The sequence below is a fragment of the Kitasatospora sp. NPDC001225 genome (assembly GCF_053597855.1).
In genome coordinates this window covers 1-17,117 of sequence record NZ_JBSFJC010000157.1, presented here as the reverse complement: position 1 = coordinate 17,117, position 17,117 = coordinate 1, and the positions used below count along the sequence as shown (strand labels likewise).

Genomic DNA, 17,117 nt, shown 5'->3' with positions numbered 1-17,117 from the left:
GGCGTTGTACCCGGGATGTAGGGGGGCGGCACCCCCGGATGTTGTGTAACATGCGGTGACCTGGGAGGCTGTCGCCGTGTGGGGAACGGGGTGGGAGTGGGCGGCCGTCGCGCCGGCCGCTGCGGCGGGCACGGCGGCCGGCTGGCTGGCGGTGGCGCTCGCCCGGGCGCGGCGGCTGCACCGGGCGGCCATCGGCGAGCGCGGCTGGCTGCTGGAACGGGAGCGGGAGAGCGCCGCCCGGACCGCCGTGGAGGCCGAACGGTCGCGGATCGCCGCCGAGTTGCACGACATCGTGAGCCACAACGTGAGCCTGATGGTGGTGCAGGCCGGGGCCGCGCGCGAGGTGCTGGCCACCATGCCCGCGGAGGCGGCAGCCGCGATGGCCGCGGTCGAGGCGGCCGGGCGGGACACGATGACCGAGCTGCGGCACCTGCTCGGCCTGCTGGCCCCCGCCGCGGACGGCAGCGAGGAGCCCGCGCCGGACGGCTTCGCGCCGCAGCCCAGCCTGAGCCGGCTGAGCCCGCTGATCGACCGGTTCGCCTTCGCCGGGCTGCCGGTCGAGGTGCGGGTCTCGGGCGAGCCGAGGCCGCTGCCGGGCGGGATCGACGTGACGGCGTACCGGATCATCCAGGAGGCGCTGACCAATGCGCTCAAGCACGGGGACGGGGTGACGGCGGAGGTGACGGTGCGCTACGCGGACCACTACCTGCGGGTGGAGGTGCTCAACAGCGGTCCGAGCGTGCTCTCCGGGGCGGCCGCCGCGTCAGGCGGACGGTCCGCACCGGACGGGCCGAGGCCGGACGGCGCCGGGCGCGGGCTGATCGGCCTGCGCGAGCGCGTCGCGGTGTACGGCGGGGACCTGGACGCCCGGCGCCGGCTCGGCGGCGGCTTCCGGGTCCGCGCCCGCATCCCGCTGGACCGGCCGTGACGGAGGAGAACGTGCCCCAGGACCAGGAGCGCCGCCCCCGGGTGGTGATCGCCGACGACCAGGAGCTGGTCCGCACCGGCTTCCGGATGATCCTCACCGCGCGCGGCATCGACGTGGTCGCCGAGGCCTCGGACGGCGCCGAGGCGGTGGCCGCCGCCGTCCTGCACCGCCCGGACGTGGCGCTGCTGGACATCCGGATGCCCGGCACGGACGGCCTGGAGGCCGCCCGGCGCATCCTGGCCCAGGTGCCCGGCTGCCGGGTGATCATGCTGACCACCTTCGACCTGGACCACTACGTCTACGCCGCGCTGTCCGCCGGGGCCAGCGGCTTCCTGCTCAAGGACGTCACCTCCGCCCACCTCGCCGCCGCCGTACGGCTGGTGGACACCGGGGACGCGCTGCTCGCCCCCTCGATCACCCGGCGCCTGGTCGAGCGGTTCGCGGCCGGCGCCCCGCGCCCGGCCCCGGGCGCCGACGGCCCGGCGCTGCACCGCGACCTCGCGCCGCTCACCCCGCGCGAGGCGGAGGTGCTGGCGCTGCTCGGGCGCGGGCTGTCCAACACCGAGCTGGCACGCGAGCTGACGCTCAGCGAGTCGACGGTGAAGACCCACGTGGCCCGGATCTTCGCCAAGCTGAACCTGCGGGACCGGGCGCAGGCGGTGGTGCTCGCCTACGAGACCGGGCTGGTCGCGCCGGGCGGCGCCGACTGAACGTCAACTTCCCTTGACTGCTGGCTGATTGGCATGACTATCAGCCCAATCTCACTCCTTGGAGTTAACTCTCTTCACCACGTTCTCCTTTTTGCCAGTTCATGGGGCACCATCTGCATGTCCACGCCCGAACGTGACCACCACCTCGGGCGCCACCCCCCGGCATGACGAGAACACTTGGACCGGCCCGTGACCACCACCGCCCCCGTGTGGGACTGCCCCTTCCACCACACCGACGGCCTGGAGTTCGACCCCCTCCTGAAGCGACTGCTCACCGAGGCCCCGGTCGCCAGGATCCGGCTGCCGCACGGCGAGGGCGAGGCCTGGCTGGCCACCCGCTACGAGGACGTCAAGGTGGTCACCAGCGACCGCCGGTTCAGCCGCGCCGCCGGCATCGGCCGCGACCTGCCCCGGATGACGCCCGCCCCGATCGCCCAGGCCGAGGCGATCAACCTGATGGACCCGCCCGCCCACAACCGGCTGCGCCGACTCGTCGCCCAGGGCTTCACCAACCGCCAGGTCGAACGGATGCGCCCGGCCACCCAGCGGACCGTCGACGGCTACTTCGACGAGATGACCGAACACGGCGCCCCCGCCGACCTGATGCACTTCCTGGCCGGCCGCCTCCCCCTCACCACCATCTGCGAACTGCTCGGCATCCCCGCCGCCGACCGCGCCGAACTGCGCGGCCACGCCGTGGCGATGATGCGGATGGGCCCCGGCAGCCGGGACGGCCAGGAGGCCGCCAAGAGCGCGCTGCGCGACTACTTCACCGGGCTGACGGCCGAGCGCCGCGCCCACCCCGGCGAGGACCTGATCAGCGCCCTGGCCACCGCCCGCGACGGCGACGAACTGCTGGACCCGGACGAGCTGACCGTCATGGCGATGGTCCTGCTGGTCACCGGCCACGACACCAGCACCTACCAGCTCGGCAACCTCACCTACACCCTGCTCACCCACCCCGAGCAGCTCGCCAAACTGCGCGCCCGGCCCGAGATGCTGCCCCGCGCCCTGGAGGAGCTGCTGCGCTTCATCCCGTTCCGCCAGGGCGTCGGCATCGCCCGGGTCGCCACCGAGGACGTCGAACTGGGCGGCGTGCTGATCCGGGCCGGCGAGGCCGTGCACGTCTCCTACCTGACCGCCAACCGGGACCCGGCGGCCTACGAGCGCCCCGACGAACTCGACCTCGACCGCGACGCCGGGCCCGTCAACATGACCTTCGGGTACGGCCAGCACCGCTGCCTCGGCTCGCACCTGGCCCTGATGGAGCTGCAGGTCGCCATCGGCACCCTGCTGCGCCGCTTCCCCGGCCTGCGGCTGGCCGTCGAGCCGTCCGAACTCGACTGGAACTCCGGCTCGATCTGGCGCTTCCCGCGCACCCTGCCGGTGGCCTGGTAGCCGACTCCCCGCCTGCCGCCGCCACCCGTCACCACCACCCGCCGCCGCCCGCCGCCCCCGGCCGCCGCGGCGTCCGCACCGCTCCACGCATCCACCATGCCTGCCACCAGGCCCCCAGGGGAGACCCGTACCCATGGCAACACTCTGCCGCCCCGCCATCGCCGTACCCGAGCACGTCATCACCCTCGACGAGACCCTCGCCCTGGCCCGCACCCTGCACGCCGACCACCCCCAACTCGGCCTGGCGCTGCGGCTGATCGAGAACACCGGGGTGCGCACCCGGCACCTGGTCCAGCCGATCGAACGGACCCTCGCCCACCCGGGCTTCACCGTCCGCAACGAGGTGTACGAGCGCGAGGCCAAGCGGCGCGTCCCCGAGGTGGTCGAACGCGCCCTCGCCCACGGCGAGTTGACCGCCCGGGACATCGACCTGATCGTCTACGTGTCCTGCACCGGCTTCATGATGCCGTCGATGACCGCCTGGCTGATCAACACCATGGGCTTCCGCTCCGACACCCGCCAGGTGCCGATCGCCCAGCTCGGCTGCGCGGCCGGCGGCGCCGCCGTCAACCGGGCGCACGACTTCTGCCGCGCCTACCCGGGCGCCAACGTGCTGATCGTCGCCTGCGAGTTCTGCTCGCTCTGCTACCAGCCGACCGACCTCGACGTCGGCTCGCTGCTCTCCAACGGGCTGTTCGGCGACGCGGTCGCCGCCGTGGTGATGCGCGGGAACGGCGGGCACGGCGTGCAGGTCGAGCGCAACGGCTCGCACCTCGTCCCGCACACCGAGGACTGGATCTCGTACGGGGTGAAGGACACCGGCTTCCACTTCCAGCTGGACCGGCGGGTGCCCGGCACCATGGAGCTGCTCGCGCCCGCGCTGCGCGGCCTGGCCGGGGAGCACGGCTGGGACGTCTCCGGGCTCGGCTTCTACATCGTGCACGCGGGCGGCCCGCGCATCCTGGACGACCTGTGCCGCTTCCTCAACCTGGAGCCGGCCACCTTCCGCTACAGCCGGGCGACGCTCACCGAGCGCGGCAACATCGCCAGCGCCGTCGTCTTCGACGCCCTGGCCCGGCTGTTCGCCGACGGCGGCGTGCCCGAGGGCACCACCGGGCTGATCGCGGGCTTCGGTCCGGGCATCACCGCCGAGATCTCGCTGGGCAGTTGGGTCGGCGCACCGGCCGAAGGGGCGCGTCCGCGCCGGCCGCGCGCCATCTCCACCTCCGACATCGCGCTCGTCCATCCGACCGTCCCCCGCCGTTTCCCGACCGGCACTACGATCTCCTGATGACCGATACCACGGCGCGCACCGACACCTCTGCCAGATCAGCCGAACTCGCCGCCCTGTTCCCGGCGTTGCACGCGCCGCAGTACTGGAGCTGGGGCCGCTTCGACGCGCAGTTCTCCACCGAGCCGCCGCCGGACGCCCTGGTCACCAACATCCACCTGGTCGGCTTCGCGGACGGTCAGGTCGTGCTCTGCCGGGACGACCGGGACCACTGGTTCCTGCCCGGCGGCACCCGGGAGCAGGACGAGGGCATCGTCGCCTGCCTGGCCCGGGAGCTGCGCGAGGAGGCGGGCGCCCGGCTGCTCGGCGAGCCGCACTGGCTGGGCGCGCACCGCTGCCGCACCGAGGACCCGGTGCCGTACCGGCCGTGGCAGCCGCACCCGGAGAAGGCCTGGCTGTGGGGCTGGGGCGAGGTCGCGCTGGACTCCGCGCCGACCAACCCGGCGGACGGCGAGCAGGTGGTCGAGGTCCGTCCGGTGCCGCCCGCGGAGGCCCAGCGGCTGCTGCTGGCCGGGCACGACGCCTGGTGGGGCGAGCTGGTCGCGCTGGCGGTGGAGCTGCGCCGACGGGCCGGGCTGGGCTGAAACCGCTCCCCGCCGGGATATTCCCACTGGGACGGAAGACCACCGGAACAGCCGAACAGCAGCAGGCCATGTCCGTTTTGCGGTGATATGACTCGGCCATGGACACCAAACTGCTGGCCGTGGACTACCCGGCACTCCACATCTTCTGGACGATGCTGGAGCTGTTCCTCTGGATCCTCTGGTTCTTCCTGCTGTTCAAGATCATCACGGACATCTTCCGCAGCCACGACCTCGGCGGCTGGGCCAAGGCCGGCTGGCTGGTCCTGGTGATCATCCTGCCGCTGATCGGCGTCCTCGCCTACCTGATCGCCCGCGGGCAGTCGATGGGCAAGCGGGACGTCGAACAGGCGGAGCGGTCCGAGGCCGCGTTCAAGTCCTACATCCGGGACGCCGCCGGAACGGCACCGGCGGGCGGCGGAGGCGGTGGCGGCAGCCACGTCGACGACCTGGCGAAACTGGCGGACCTGAAGGAGAAGGGCGCCATCTCCGACGAGGAGTACCAGAAGGCCAAGGACAAGCTCCTGGCCTGACCCGCACGGACGGCCGGGGCCGGTGGACGCACTGTGACGTCCACCGGCCCCGGCCGCTGCCGCTGTCGCTGTCGGGTTCCGGGTGCCGGCTCGGCTCCGCTCAGCCGCTCAGCGCCGCCCGGAGCGCCGGTCGCCGCGGCCACCGTCGCCGCCGGTCAGGCCCGCGCGGCGCAGCGCGTCCGCCATGGCGCTGTTGGCCGGCGCACCGCCGCCGGAGCCGCCGCGGTCACCGCCGCCGCCCTGACCGCCGCCGCGCCGGTCCTGGCCGCCGCGACCGCCCTGGCCCTGGCCGCCCTGGCCACCGCCCCGGCGCTCCTGGCGCGGCGGGCGGGCCTGGCGGTCACCGCGGTCGCCGCGGTCGCCGCGGTCCCCGCCGCGCTCGCGCCCGACCTCGTCGTCCAGCCGCAGGGTCAGCCCGATCCGCTTGCGCGGCACGTCCACCGTGAGCACCCGGACCTTGACGATGTCGCCGGGCTTGACCACCTCGCGCGGGTCCTTGACGAAGTTCCTCGACAGCGCCGAGACGTGCACCAGCCCGTCCTGGTGGACGCCCACGTCCACGAAGGCGCCGAAGGCGGCGACATTGGTGACCACGCCCTCCAGCACCATGCCGACCTCCAGGTCGCCGATCTTGTCGACGCCCTCCTTGAAGGTCGCGGTGCGGAAGGCCGGGCGCGGGTCGCGGCCCGGCTTGTCCAGCTCGCCGAGGATGTCGGTGACGGTCGGCACGCCGAAGGTGTCGTCGGCGAAGTCCGCCGGGCGCAGCGCCCGCAGCCGCTCGCCGTTGCCGATCAGCTCGCGCAGCTCCCCGCCGGTCGCGGCCAGGATGCGGCGCACCACCGGGTAGGCCTCCGGGTGCACGCTGGAGGCGTCCAGCGGGTCCTCGCCGCCGGGGATGCGCAGGAAGCCCGCGCACTGCTCGAAGGCCTTGGGGCCCAGCCGGGAGACGTCCTTGAGCTGCCGGCGGGTGCGGAACGGGCCGTTGGCGTCGCGGTGCGCGACGATGTTGTCGGCCAGCGTGCCGGTGACCCCGGAGACCCGGGTGAGCAGCGGCGCCGAGGCGGTGTTGACGTCCACCCCGACGGCGTTGACGCAGTCCTCGACCACGGCGTCCAGCGAGCGGGAGAGCTTCACCTCGCTCAGGTCGTGCTGGTACTGGCCGACGCCGATCGACTTCGGGTCGATCTTGACCAGCTCGGCCAGCGGGTCCTGGAGCCGGCGGGCGATCGAGACCGCGCCGCGGATCGACACGTCCAGGTCCGGCAGCTCCTGCGAGGCGAACGCGGAGGCCGAGTAGACCGAGGCGCCGGCCTCGCTGACCATCGCCTTGGTGAGCTTCAGCTCGGGGTGGCGCCCCAGCAGGTCCTCGGCGAGCTTGTCGGTCTCCCGGGAGGCGGTGCCGTTGCCGATCGCCACCAGGTCGACGTCGTGCTTCTTCGCCAGGGCCGCCAGCGTCGCCAGGGCCGCGTCCCACTTGTTGGCGGGCTGGTGCGGGTAGATCGTGTCGTACGCGACGACCTTGCCGGTGGCGTCCACCACGGCGACCTTCACGCCGGTGCGGAAGCCCGGGTCCAGGCCCATGGTGGCGCGGGTGCCGGCCGGGGCGGCGAGCAGCAGGTCGCGCAGGTTGGCGGCGAAGACCCGCACCGCCTCCTCCTCGGCCTCGGCGCGCAGCCGGGCGCGCAGGTCGATGCCGAGCCGGACCAGCACGCGGGTGCGCCAGGCCCAGCGGACGGTGTCGCCCAGCCACTTGTCGGCCGGGCGGCCGCGGTCGGCGATGCCGAAGCGGGCGGCGATCCGCTGCTCGTAGTCGTTCTCGCCCGGAAGGTCGCCCTCGGACTCGCCGTCGTACGGGGAGAGGTCGAGGTCGAGCACCTCCTCCTTCTCGCCGCGCAGCATCGCCAGGATGCGGTGCGAGGGGAGCCGGGTGTACGGCTCGGCGAAGTCGAAGTAGTCGGCGAACTTGGCGCCGTCGCCCTCCTTGCCGTCGCGGACCTTCGCGACCAGCCGGCCGCGGGTCCACATCCGCTCGCGCAACGAGCCGACCAGGTCGGCGTCCTCGCCGAAGCGCTCGACCAGGATCGCCCGGGCGCCCTCCAGGGCCGCGGCGCCGTCCGCCACCGACTCGTTGAGGTACTGGGCGGCCAGCGCGGCCGGGTCCTGCCCCGGGTCGGCCAGCAGGGTGTCCGCCAGCGGCTCCAGGCCCGCCTCGCGGGCGATCTGCGCCTTGGTGCGCCGCTTCGGCTTGAACGGCAGGTAGATGTCCTCCAGGCGGGCCTTGGAGTCCGCGGCGAGCACCCGGGCGCGCAGCGCGTCGTCCAGCTTGCCCTGGGCCTCGATCGACTCCAGCACGGCCGCCCGGCGGTCCTCCAGCTCGCGCAGGTAGCGCAGCCGTTCCTCCAGGGCACGCAGCTGGGCGTCGTCGAGGGAGCCGGTGACCTCCTTGCGGTAGCGGGCCACGAAGGGCACGGTCGAGCCGCCGTCGAGCAGATCGACGGCCGCCTTCACCTGCCCCTCGCGGACACCCAGCTCCTCGGCGATCTGCCGCTCGATCGCCTGCTGGGCCTGCCGGGCCACCTGTTCGACTGGCGTGGTCACGAAGCCGGTCACCTTCTCCATCAGTGCTTGCGCCGTACGCCCTGCATTCTGGCAGGTGCCGACGACACCGACCGGCCGCCCCCGGGACGGCCGGGCGTGGCGCGCGCCTCCGGCTGACGGCCCCGGGGCTCCACCGAGGCTTGAGCGGGGCCCAGTTGCGGCTTCCTAGGCTGGCGGGCATGGACACTCTGGATGCCGCCGCCGAGTTGGAGCGGCTCGCCGCCGCCAAGTACCTGCTGTTCACCACCTACCGGAGGAACGGCACTCCGGTCGCCACCCCGGTGTGGGTCGCGCGCGACGGGGACGCGCTGGTCTTCACCACCGTCACCAAGACCGGCAAGGTCAAGCGCCTGCGCAACCGTTCGGACGTGCTGGTCGGGCCCAGCGACATCCGCGGGAACCTGCTCGGCGCCCAGGTGCCGGCCGCCGCGGTGCTGGACCCCGACCGGGCGCCCGCCTACCGGAAGCTGCTGCGGCGCAAGTACGGCCTGCTGTGCGCGGTGGCGCTGACCGCCAACGTGCTGCGCTTCGGCAAGGGCGGCACCATCGGGGTGCGGGTCACCTTCGGGTGACCGTCGGGGCCGCCAGGGCCGTCAGGGCCGTCAGGGCCGTCAGGGCCGTCGCCGGGTGGCCGAAATCGCGCGTTCCGGTTCGAACGACCGTCGGAATGTGAGCAGTTCGGCAATCCGGCTGAACGGCGACGACCGGAGCTGTACGCTGCCGGGCATGTGCGCTGCCACCCGGATCCACCCCGACGGGCCGGTGGTCGACGCGGCCCTGGTGCGGCGGCTGATCGCCGCCCAGTTCCCGCAGTGGGAGCGCCTCCCGGTCACCCCCGCCGCCACCTCCGGGGCGGACAACGCGATGTTCCGCCTCGGGCCCGAACTCGCCGTCCGGCTGCCCCGGGTGGAGTGGGCCGCCGGGGGCCTGCGGCGGGAGCAGCAGTGGCTCTCCCGGCTGGCCCCGCGGCTGCCGCTGCCCGTCCCGGCACCGCTCGCGGTCGGCCGGCCCGCCGCCGGCTACCCGTGGGAGTGGTCCGTCCTGCACTGGCTGGACGGCGCCAACCCGGTCGTCCACGCCCTGGCCGCACCCCAGGCGCTGGCCCGCGACCTGGCCGGCTTCGTCAACGCCCTGCGCGCCGTCGACCCGGCCGACGCCCCCGTCTCCCAGCGCAGCGTCCCGCTCGCCTCCCGGGACGGCGCCACCCGCGCGGCCATCGCCCAGCTCTCCGGCTCGATCGACACCGAGGCCGCGACCGCCCTGTGGGACAAGGCACTTCGACTGCCCGACTACGCCGGCCCGCCGGTCTGGCTGCACGGCGACCTCACCCCCGGCAACCTGCTGCTCACCGGCGCCGGCCGGCTCGCCGCCGTCATCGACTTCGCCCTGATGGGCGTCGGCGACCCAACCGCCGACCTGATCGCCGCCTGGAACCTGCTGCCCGCCACCGCCCGCCCCGCCTTCCGCGCCGCCCTCCACGCGGACGAGGCCATGTGGGCCCGCGGCCGCGCCTGGGCGTTCTCCCTCGCCCTGGTGACGATCCCGTACTACCGCCACACCGACCAGGCCCTGACCGCCAACGCCCGCCACGTCGTCCGCGAGGTCCTCGCCGACCGCAGCGTGTAGGGCAGGGCGGTGCCCGTCACCACTCCCGGGGCTCGACCATCTCCTCCACGTCCGCGTCCTCGAAGCCGTAGGCCGAGGCGATGATCCAGAAGGCCTCGGCGATGTCCTCCCGCGCCGCCGTCTCGATCTCGCTCCCCGCCGCCTTCAACTCCGTGTCCAGACGGTTGAACTCCTCCGCGGCGGCGTGGGAGAGCACGTACAGCGCCGGCAGGTCCGCCGGCCGCTCGGCCTCGATCCGCTCGCACAGCCGCACCAGGATGGCCCTGCCCTTGGCCACGAGGTGGTCGGGGAAGTACGGGTCCTCGGACATCTCCCGCAGGAACTCCTGCTCCGTCACCTGCTCGTTCGTGATCGCCATGACGCCCTTTCCGTCCCTCCGAAGAACCGACGTGCCGATCCTGCCCGACACCACTGACAGACGGCGGCGCCCGGCCGGCCGCCGCCGCTCCCCCGGCCCGGCGGCGCTTGACGCGCTGGTTAGAGTGCCGCGCATGACCACACGTCACATCGAGTTCGAGGCCCTGCACAACTTCCGCGACCTGGGCGGCTACCCGGGCGCCGGCGGGCGGTCCGTCCGGTGGGGGCTGGTGTACCGCTCCGACTCGCTCGGCAAGCTCGGCTCCCCCGCCGACCTGGACCGGCTCCAGGCGCTCGGCGTGCGGACCGTGATCGACCTCCGCTACCCCTGGGAGATCGACGCCAAGGGCCGGGTGCCCGGGTTCGAGGGCCTGGAGTACCACAACCTCTCGATCGAGCACCGCCCGTACGACCAGGCCGAGATCGACCCGGAGGTCGACCCCTGGCGCCACCTCGCCGACCGTTTCGCCGAGGTCGCCGAGGACGGGGTGAAGGAGATCCGCCAGGCGCTGGACGTGATCACGGCCGCCGAGGCCCCGGTGGTCTTCCACTGCGCCTCCGGCAAGGACCGCACCGGGCTGATCGCCGCCCTGCTGCTCACCCTGCTCGGCGTCGGCGAGGACGACATCGCCGCCGACTTCGCCCTCACCGAGCTCGCCACCGCGCACTTCGTCGCCGAGTGGCACGCCGCCCACCCCGGCCGCACCCTGCGCTGGCCCGGCTACGGGCGCGCCCCGGAGGCCGTCATCCGGCTCACCCTCGCCGACCTCGCCGACCGCCACGGCTCGGTCGGGGCCTACCTCACCGGCGCCCTCGGCATCGACCGCGCGCAGATCGACACCCTGCGCGCCCGTCTGCTGACCGACTGAGCCCCGCCGCCCCGCACGGGAAGTCGGCCGGCCCGACGTCCCGTGCGCGGGGGTCCCCGAAAACGCCCTCGCCCGGCGGAGCGGCGCCTGGCAGCATGCCGCCATGCCCACGCCGAGCCCCGACCCGGACTACAGCGTCACCACCGGGTACGACCCGTCCGACGACGCCTACTTCCTGGAGCTGCGGCTCAGGGCGGTCCCGCGGGCTCTGGTGGCCGCGGTCGTCCCCGACGAGGACCCGGCGCGGGAGCCGACGATCAGCCTCGACCCGCGGGGGCGGGCCGTCGACATCCCGTACGAGGTGATGCGCTGGTTCCTGCGGCTGGTCGAGGAGGAGGTCGACGCCGTCCGCGCCTGGATGCGGCTGCGCCCCGAACTCGTCGCGCTCGTCCACCGGTTGCGCCGGGAGCACCAGGGCGTGATCGACGACGAGGGGTTCCCGGGCGTCCTGGCGGAGGTCCGCGCCGCCGTGCCGGAGGCCGACGTCGCCACCGTGCTCCGGGCCGTCTTCGGGGCGGAGGGCGAGCGGCTGCTCCGGGGGCTGAGGGTGCGATAACCCGGTGGCGGCCGGGGGTGGTTGCGAAGGAGGATGCCGGGCATGACCGAGCAACCCGTGCGATGGACCGAGGCGACCGTCTACCCCGACATGTGGGCCGATCCGGACGACGACCCCCGCAACAGCGAGGGCCCGAGTCCGGACGGCGAACTCGCCACCCTCCAGGACTACCTGACGAACTACCGGCTGACCCTGCGGATGAAGTGCGACGGCCTGGCCCCGGAGCAGCTGGCCCGCCGCTCGGTGCCGCCGTCCACGATGTCGCTGCTCGGCCTGGTCCGGCACCTGGCCCGGGTGGAACGGGACTGGCGGAACTGGATCACCGACGGCGAGCCGCTGCCCAAGCTGTACGGCGGGCGGGACGCGGACTTCGACGGGGCCGTCGGCGAGCAGGCCGTGGTGGACGCCGCGTTCCACGACCTGGAGCGCGAACAGGCCGCGCTGGACGCCGCGTTGGCCGGGTACCAGGACCTGGGCGAGCGGGTCGGGAAGGACCGGCTCTCGATCCGGGAGCTGCAGGTGCACCGGATCGAGGAGTACGCCCGCCACTGCGGCCACGCCGACCTGCTGCGCGAGTGCGTGGACGGCCGGGTGGGCCAGTAGCGCCTCAGCGCCGGCGGCCGCTCCGACCGGGGCGGCCGCCGCCCTTGCCCGCACGGGGCCCGGCCCCGGCGCCCGCGGCGGGAGTCGGGGCGGTCTCGGGCCAGTGGGCGGGCCGGGTGAGGCCGGCCGGGAGGCGGGTGGTGGCGTCGCCGCGGGCGGCGTCGAGCTGGGCCTGGGTAAGGAAGAGGGCCGTGCTGAGGTCGGCGCCGGCCAGGGCGGCGTCCCGCAGGTCGGCGCCGACCAGGTCGGCGAGGCGCAGGTCCGCGCCGGAGAGGTCGGCCGCGACGAGCAGGGCGCCGCGCAGGTTGGCGCCCCGCAGGTCGGCGCCGCGCAGGCGGGCGCCGAAGAGGTCGGCGCCGCGGAGCTCGCGGCGGCGCGGGACGGCCGCGCGGACCAGTTCGCCGGCCCGCAGCAGCAGCTCGCTGACCCGCTGCCGGTGGGCCGGGACGTCGATGGCGAGGATCTCCTCGGGGGTGCCGCCGGCCAGCCGGTCGGTCTCCGCCAGCGCCTGCCGCAGTTCGTCGTGGACGGGCTGGGCGGGGGCGAAGGTGAGCGCCTCGGTGAGGTACCGGAGCAGCTCGTGCAGCTGCCGCACGACCGGGAAGACGTCGAACATCGCCTTGGCGCTGTCCGGCTCCTCGCGCCAGCTGCGGCCGCCGAAGGTCACCTGGGAGACCCGCTGCCCGGCGCCGAAGCAGTCGTAGACGGTGCAGCCCTGGAAGCCCTTGTCGCGCAGCCGCACGTGGATGCCGCAGCTGAAGTCGGTCTGGAGGTTGTGGCAGGGACTGCCGGCCTGCTTGTTCATGGCGAAGTCGGACCCGGCGGCGAACGGCAGGGCGACGCAGCAGAGCCCGAAGCAGCTGCCGCAGTCGGCCCGGAGCGCGGTCGGCTGCGGGGTCGGTGGCGGGGTCGGCGCGGCCGCCGTCTGGTCCTGCGGCGACTCGGTCTCGCGCACGTTCCGGGGTCCTTCCAGCAGCGGGGCGCCGGTCGGCGCGGTGAACCCCGGAATCCTACTGGGCAGACGACCCTCGGCGCCGGTAAGCTTCCCAGCGCAGTAGAGACCATTACACACGGGGGTGGGCGCCATGCGGGAACCGGACATCAGGGAACTGGTCCGGATGTGGATCTCGGGCTGGGCCGTCTCGCGCGGCTCCGCCGAGCCGGTGGACCAGCCCTGGGGCTGGAGCATCGACGTCGGCGCACCGGTCGGCGAGGTCGGCCGGCACGTGCTGCCGGAGCCGACCGAGGCCGAGGTCCGCAAGCTCGGCGAGACCGTCACCGCGCCGACCACCTGGCTGAAGCTGTTCGCCGAGGACGCCACCGTGCGCCCCTGGCTGGACGAACGGTGGCGGCTGGACGCGCCGGGCTTCCTGATGAGCGTCCCGCTCCTCCCCGAGCGGCCCGAGGCCCCGGCCGGGTACACCGTGACCACCTGGGAGCGGGGCGGGATCCTCCGGGTGCTGGTGCGCACCGGGGACGGGCACCTCGCCGCCCGCGGCCAGGCGGGCCTGGCCGGCCCCGTGGCCGTACCGGACCAGATCACCACCGCGCCGGAGCACCGCCGCCGGGGCCTGGGCGCCCTGGTGATGCGGACGCTCCAGTCCGCCGCGCACGAGCGGGGCGCGCGCACCGGCGTGCTGGTCGGCACCCCGGAGGGGCAGGCGCTCTACACGGCGCTCGGCTGGACCACCCACGCCCCGATGGCGAGCCTGGTCCTCGACGCGCCGGGCGTCCACGACACCGAGTAGGCCGGGGCCCGTGGCACCCGGGCGGCGGGCCTCAGCGGTACGGCAGCAGCTCCGGCCGCTTCGCCGGGCGGCCGTCGCCCGAGGAGCGGCCGGTGAGGCGGCGGCCGATCCACGGGCCGACGTGGGTGCCCAGCCAGCGGGCGTCCTCGCGCAGCCGCTCGCCGCGGCCGGCCGGGGCGGCGGCGGGCAGCGGGGCGCGCCAGTCGAAGGCGGCGGGGCGGCCGAGCGCCTCCAGCACGCCCTCGGCGACCCGGCGGTGCCCCTCGGGCGACAGGTGCAGGCGGTCCTCGGCCCACAGCCGGCGGTCGTCGAAGCACGGCGCGGAGAACAGGTCGACCACGACGAAGCCGTCCTGCCGGCCCAGTTCCTGGACGAAGGCCTTCATCCGCAGGATCGCGGGCAGCAGCCGGGCGCCGCCCGCCATCCTGCGGGTCGGGTCGGTGCTGGTGAACAGCACGACGGTCGCGCCGGTGGCGCGCAGCCCGTCGGCGCAGCGGCCGAGCAGCCGTTCGACGGCGTCGATGTCGCAGCCGGGGCGCAGCACGTCGTTGAGGCCGCCGGCCAGGGTGACCAGCTCGGCGCCCATCGCGGCGGCGGGGGCGAGCTGCTCGTCGTGGATCTGGCCGATGAGCTTGCCGCGGACGGCGAGGTTGGCGTACCGGAAGCCGGTGCCCGCGGACTCCGGCTCGGCGTGCTCGGCCTGCTCAGAGCCTTCGGCGTGCCCAGAGCGTTCGGCGTGCTCCGTGTGCTCGGCGTGCTCCGTGTGCTCGGCGGCCAGTGCCGAGGCGACCCGGTCGGCCCAGCCCCGGTAGTGGCCGTCCGGCAGCAGGTCGTCGCACATGCCCTCGGTGAAGGAGTCGCCGACGGCGACGTAGCTGCGGTAGGGGGTGGGCACGGGCTGGCCTCCGCTCTCCCGGGATGACTCCGGCGGTTCGACGATCCGACGATCGTACGTGCGTGCCCGTCCGGAACCACAGCGGGCCCCGGCGGCTCCGACGGACCCCCGGCGAACCCCGGCGACCACCGGCGAACCTCGGCGCTCATCGCACGCCGATCGTTCGTTTATCGGCCCGGGCCATCCTGAGCTCACGGGGCGGCGGTCGGCGACGGGGGCCTTGCCGCCGCCCCATTCAGGCGACCGCGACGGTCAGCCCGTCACGGCCACCGCCTCCTCGCCGGCCTCCTCGCCGGCCTTCCGGGGCGTGAACCAGTGCTCGCGCACGGCGTCGGTGGGCCGCTGCTCGCCGAGGGCGGCCAGGCCCCACTCCCCCAGCGCCTCGACGACCGGCCGCAGTTCGCGGCCGCGCCCGGTCAGCTCGTAGACCGTCGCGTTGGCGGGCCGCTCCAGTCGGCGGCGGGCGATCAGTCCGTCGCCCTCCAGCTGCTTGAGCCGGGCGGCCAGGATGTCGGTGGAGACGCCGGGCAGGTCGGCGTGCAGGTCGGTGTAGCGGCGCGGGCCGCCGAGGAGCTCACGGACGATCAGGAGGCTCCAGCGCTCCCCCACCGCGTCCAGGGCGCGGGCGACGGCGCAGTACTGGTCGTAGCTTCGGCGTGACATGCGGATCAGCATAGCCAAGAGGTTGGACTTTCCAAGTACTCACTTGGTAGAACAAAGCTGAAGCAACGGAGCGGTGGTGACGGTCGGGAGGCCGCAGATGGAGTTTCGACAGTCCAGCAAGCTCAATGACGTGTGCTACGAGATCCGGGGCCCGGTGGTCGACCAGGCCAACGCCCTGGAGGAGGCCGGGCACAGCGTGCTGCGGCTGAACACCGGCAACCCCGCCCCCTTCGGCTTCGAGGCGCCCGAGGAGATCCTCCAGGACATCATCCGCAACCTGCCCAAGGCGCACGGCTACAGCGACTCGCGCGGCATCCTGCCGGCCCGTCGCGCGGTGGTGCAGTACTACCAGCAGCGCGGGGTCGAGGGCGTCACCGTCAACGACGTCTACCTCGGCAACGGCGTCTCCGAGCTGATCCAGATGGCCGTCACCGCGCTCGTGGACGACGGCGACGAGGTGCTCGTGCCGATGCCCGACTACCCGCTCTGGACGGCCGTGGTCCGGCTGGCCGGCGGCAAGGCCGTGCACTACCTGTGCGACGAACAGGCCGAGTGGTACCCGGACCTGGACGACATCGCCGCCAAGATCACCGCCCGCACCAAGGCGATCGTCGTCATCAACCCCAACAACCCCACCGGCGCGGTCTACCCGAAGGAACTGCTGGAGGGCATCCTCGACCTGGCCCGCCGCCACCACCTGATGGTGCTGGCCGACGAGATCTACGACAAGATCCTCTACGACGACACCGAGCACCACTGCCTGGCCGCCCTCGCCGACGACGTCCTCACCCTCACCTTCAACGGCCTCTCCAAGGCCTACCGGGTGGCCGGCTTCCGCAGCGGCTGGCTGGTCGTCTCCGGGCCCCGGCAGCACGCCACCGACTACCTGGAGGGCCTGACCATGCTCTCCGGCATGCGGCTGTGCCCCAACGTGCCCGCCCAGTACGCCGTGCAGGCCGCGCTCGGCGGCCACCAGTCCATCAACGACCTGGTGCTGCCCGGCGGCCGGCTCACCGAGCAGCGCGACATCGCGGTCAAGGCGCTCAACGAGATCCCCGGCGTCAGCTGCGTCAAGCCCAAGGGCGCGCTGTACGCCTTCGCCAGGCTGGACCCGGCGGTGCACCGGATCGTCGACGACGAGCGGTTCGTGCTGGACCTGCTGCTGCGCGAGAAGATCCACGTCGTCCAGGGCACCGGCTTCAACTGGCCCCGCCCGGACCACTTCCGCTTCGTCACCCTGCCCCGGGCCGACGACCTGGAGACGGCCATCAACCGGATCGGGCGCTTCCTCGCGACGTACCGGCAGAGCTGAACACCTAGGCTCTGGGTCGTGACCGTCCTGCGCTCCATCGCCCTGTTCGTCCTCGCCGCCCTCGCCGAGATCGGCGGCTGCTGGCTGGTCTGGCAGAGCGTGCGCGAGCAACGGCCGTGGTGGCTGGCCGGGGTGGGCGTGGTGGTGCTCGGCGCGTACGGCTTCGTCGCGGCCCTGCAGCCGGACAGCCACTTCGGCCGGGTGCTGGCCGCGTACGGCGGGGTGTTCGTGGCCGGCTCGCTGCTCTGGGGCATGGCCGTGGACGGCTTCCGGCCGACCCGCTACGACGTGCTGGGCGCGCTGATCTGCCTGGCCGGGGTCGCCGTCATCATGTACGGCCCCCGGCGCTGAACGCACCGGTGCCGGGAGCACCCCCTGAGACCTGCCGAGGAGGAACCCCCGGACGGGCAGCGGCAGCCGCAGCCGCGCTCCTGGGCCGACTGGCTCAC

General features: G+C 74.0%; 18 protein-coding genes and 1 pseudogene. 14 read left to right on the top strand and 5 right to left on the bottom strand.

Going from position 1 to position 17,117, the window contains the following annotated elements; genetic code table 11:
- Positions 1–55: 55 nt before the first annotated feature.
- The 6 genes from ACWDCZ_RS34010 to ACWDCZ_RS33985 all read left to right on the top strand — a co-directional run bounded on the left by ACWDCZ_RS34010 (position 56) and on the right by ACWDCZ_RS33985 (position 5,441).
- Positions 56–928: a sensor histidine kinase gene (locus tag ACWDCZ_RS34010; protein ID WP_449817870.1), complete on the top strand. Its 873-nt coding sequence runs from the start codon at positions 56–58 to the stop codon at positions 926–928.
- Entirely contained in the window at positions 925–1,638 is a 714-nt protein-coding gene (locus ACWDCZ_RS34005) for a response regulator (protein ID WP_082346159.1), read from the top strand. Before ACWDCZ_RS34010 ends, ACWDCZ_RS34005 begins: the two co-directional genes overlap by 4 nt.
- Positions 1,639–1,827: 189 nt before the next feature.
- Positions 1,828–3,036 (top strand): cytochrome P450, encoded by a 1,209-nt coding sequence (locus ACWDCZ_RS34000; RefSeq protein ID WP_449817869.1) that lies wholly within the window; start codon positions 1,828–1,830, stop codon positions 3,034–3,036.
- 133 nt (positions 3,037–3,169) lie between these two features.
- Positions 3,170–4,327, top strand: a complete 1,158-nt coding sequence (locus ACWDCZ_RS33995; RefSeq protein WP_375875269.1) for a type III polyketide synthase — start codon at positions 3,170–3,172, stop codon at positions 4,325–4,327.
- Positions 4,327–4,911: an NUDIX hydrolase gene (locus ACWDCZ_RS33990; protein WP_449817868.1), complete on the top strand. Its 585-nt coding sequence runs from the start codon at positions 4,327–4,329 to the stop codon at positions 4,909–4,911. The genes ACWDCZ_RS33995 and ACWDCZ_RS33990 overlap by 1 nt, the downstream gene beginning before the upstream one ends.
- 98 nt (positions 4,912–5,009) lie before the next feature.
- Positions 5,010–5,441 carry an SHOCT domain-containing protein gene (locus tag ACWDCZ_RS33985; RefSeq protein ID WP_049658799.1) on the top strand — a complete coding sequence of 144 codons (432 nt, stop codon included), beginning with the start codon at positions 5,010–5,012 and terminating at the stop codon, positions 5,439–5,441.
- A 108-nt stretch (positions 5,442–5,549) separates the two neighbouring features.
- Here the strand turns inward: ACWDCZ_RS33985 and ACWDCZ_RS33980 are convergent, their stop codons facing one another.
- On the bottom strand, positions 5,550–8,039 hold the full coding sequence (locus ACWDCZ_RS33980) for a Tex family protein (protein ID WP_449817867.1): 2,490 nt from the start codon (positions 8,037–8,039) through the stop codon (positions 5,550–5,552).
- Positions 8,040–8,218: 179 nt separating this feature from the next.
- On the opposite strand from ACWDCZ_RS33980, the gene ACWDCZ_RS33975 reads away from it, so the two are divergent.
- The gene (locus tag ACWDCZ_RS33975; RefSeq protein WP_049658162.1) at positions 8,219–8,611 is read left to right on the top strand and encodes a PPOX class F420-dependent oxidoreductase; all 393 of its coding nucleotides are present in this window, start codon (positions 8,219–8,221) and stop codon (positions 8,609–8,611) included.
- Positions 8,612–8,765: 154 nt separating this feature from the next.
- Positions 8,766–9,665: an aminoglycoside phosphotransferase family protein gene (locus ACWDCZ_RS33970; protein WP_074002215.1), complete on the top strand. Its 900-nt coding sequence runs from the start codon at positions 8,766–8,768 to the stop codon at positions 9,663–9,665.
- Positions 9,666–9,681: 16 nt separating this feature from the next.
- Here ACWDCZ_RS33970 and ACWDCZ_RS33965 read toward each other — a convergent pair whose 3' ends face one another.
- A complete protein-coding gene (locus ACWDCZ_RS33965; RefSeq protein WP_049658165.1) occupies positions 9,682–10,023 on the bottom strand; it encodes a DUF5713 family protein in 342 nt (113 codons plus the stop codon).
- 133 nt (positions 10,024–10,156) lie between these two features.
- Here ACWDCZ_RS33965 and ACWDCZ_RS33960 point away from each other — a divergent pair, with 133 nt between their 5' ends.
- The 3 genes from ACWDCZ_RS33960 to ACWDCZ_RS33950 all read left to right on the top strand — a co-directional run bounded on the left by ACWDCZ_RS33960 (position 10,157) and on the right by ACWDCZ_RS33950 (position 12,050).
- Positions 10,157–10,891, top strand: a complete 735-nt coding sequence (locus ACWDCZ_RS33960; protein WP_449817866.1) for a tyrosine-protein phosphatase — start codon at positions 10,157–10,159, stop codon at positions 10,889–10,891.
- Between the two features lie 103 nt (positions 10,892–10,994).
- A complete protein-coding gene (locus ACWDCZ_RS33955; RefSeq protein WP_449817865.1) occupies positions 10,995–11,447 on the top strand; it encodes a hypothetical protein in 453 nt (150 codons plus the stop codon).
- Positions 11,448–11,489: 42 nt separating this feature from the next.
- Entirely contained in the window at positions 11,490–12,050 is a 561-nt protein-coding gene (locus tag ACWDCZ_RS33950; RefSeq protein ID WP_079272064.1) for a DinB family protein, read from the top strand.
- Between the two features lie 4 nt (positions 12,051–12,054).
- Here the strand turns inward: ACWDCZ_RS33950 and ACWDCZ_RS33945 are convergent, their stop codons facing one another.
- Positions 12,055–13,005, bottom strand: a complete 951-nt coding sequence (locus tag ACWDCZ_RS33945; RefSeq protein ID WP_449812569.1) for a pentapeptide repeat-containing protein — start codon at positions 13,003–13,005, stop codon at positions 12,055–12,057.
- A gap of 130 nt (positions 13,006–13,135) precedes the next feature.
- On the opposite strand from ACWDCZ_RS33945, the gene ACWDCZ_RS33940 reads away from it, so the two are divergent.
- Entirely contained in the window at positions 13,136–13,798 is a 663-nt protein-coding gene (locus ACWDCZ_RS33940; protein WP_449817864.1) for a GNAT family N-acetyltransferase, read from the top strand.
- A 31-nt stretch (positions 13,799–13,829) separates the two neighbouring features.
- Here the strand turns inward: ACWDCZ_RS33940 and ACWDCZ_RS33935 are convergent, their stop codons facing one another.
- Both ACWDCZ_RS33935 and ACWDCZ_RS33930 read right to left on the bottom strand, forming a co-directional pair.
- Positions 13,830–14,693, bottom strand: coding sequence for an SGNH/GDSL hydrolase family protein (locus ACWDCZ_RS33935; RefSeq protein ID WP_449817863.1), 864 nt, complete (start codon positions 14,691–14,693; stop codon positions 13,830–13,832).
- Positions 14,694–15,002: 309 nt separating this feature from the next.
- A pseudogene (locus ACWDCZ_RS33930) lies at positions 15,003–15,356 on the bottom strand (winged helix-turn-helix transcriptional regulator); the annotation flags it as partial.
- A 97-nt stretch (positions 15,357–15,453) separates the two neighbouring features.
- Here ACWDCZ_RS33930 and ACWDCZ_RS33925 point away from each other — a divergent pair.
- Both ACWDCZ_RS33925 and ACWDCZ_RS33920 read left to right on the top strand, forming a co-directional pair.
- Positions 15,454–16,668: a pyridoxal phosphate-dependent aminotransferase gene (locus ACWDCZ_RS33925; protein WP_049652769.1), complete on the top strand. Its 1,215-nt coding sequence runs from the start codon at positions 15,454–15,456 to the stop codon at positions 16,666–16,668.
- An 18-nt stretch (positions 16,669–16,686) separates the two neighbouring features.
- Positions 16,687–17,019: a YnfA family protein gene (locus tag ACWDCZ_RS33920; protein ID WP_380663970.1), complete on the top strand. Its 333-nt coding sequence runs from the start codon at positions 16,687–16,689 to the stop codon at positions 17,017–17,019.
- Positions 17,020–17,117: the final 98 nt, after the last annotated feature.

What these genes read in the sequence shown, in the direction of transcription:
- ACWDCZ_RS33995 (WP_375875269.1), top strand. Translation starts at nt 3,170, where the DNA reads ATGGCAACACTCTGCCGCCCCGCCATCGCCGTACCCGAGCACGTCATC.
- ACWDCZ_RS33990 (WP_449817868.1), top strand. Translation starts at nt 4,327, where the DNA reads ATGACCGATACCACGGCGCGCACCGACACCTCTGCCAGATCAGCCGAA.
- ACWDCZ_RS33985 (WP_049658799.1), top strand. Translation starts at nt 5,010, where the DNA reads ATGGACACCAAACTGCTGGCCGTGGACTACCCGGCACTCCACATCTTC.
- ACWDCZ_RS33975 (WP_049658162.1), top strand. Translation starts at nt 8,219, where the DNA reads ATGGACACTCTGGATGCCGCCGCCGAGTTGGAGCGGCTCGCCGCCGCC.
- ACWDCZ_RS33970 (WP_074002215.1), top strand. Translation starts at nt 8,766, where the DNA reads ATGTGCGCTGCCACCCGGATCCACCCCGACGGGCCGGTGGTCGACGCG.
- ACWDCZ_RS33965 (WP_049658165.1), bottom strand. Translation starts at nt 10,023, where the DNA reads ATGGCGATCACGAACGAGCAGGTGACGGAGCAGGAGTTCCTGCGGGAG.
- ACWDCZ_RS33960 (WP_449817866.1), top strand. Translation starts at nt 10,157, where the DNA reads ATGACCACACGTCACATCGAGTTCGAGGCCCTGCACAACTTCCGCGAC.
- ACWDCZ_RS33955 (WP_449817865.1), top strand. Translation starts at nt 10,995, where the DNA reads ATGCCCACGCCGAGCCCCGACCCGGACTACAGCGTCACCACCGGGTAC.
- ACWDCZ_RS33950 (WP_079272064.1), top strand. Translation starts at nt 11,490, where the DNA reads ATGACCGAGCAACCCGTGCGATGGACCGAGGCGACCGTCTACCCCGAC.
- ACWDCZ_RS33940 (WP_449817864.1), top strand. Translation starts at nt 13,136, where the DNA reads ATGCGGGAACCGGACATCAGGGAACTGGTCCGGATGTGGATCTCGGGC.
- ACWDCZ_RS33925 (WP_049652769.1), top strand. Translation starts at nt 15,454, where the DNA reads ATGGAGTTTCGACAGTCCAGCAAGCTCAATGACGTGTGCTACGAGATC.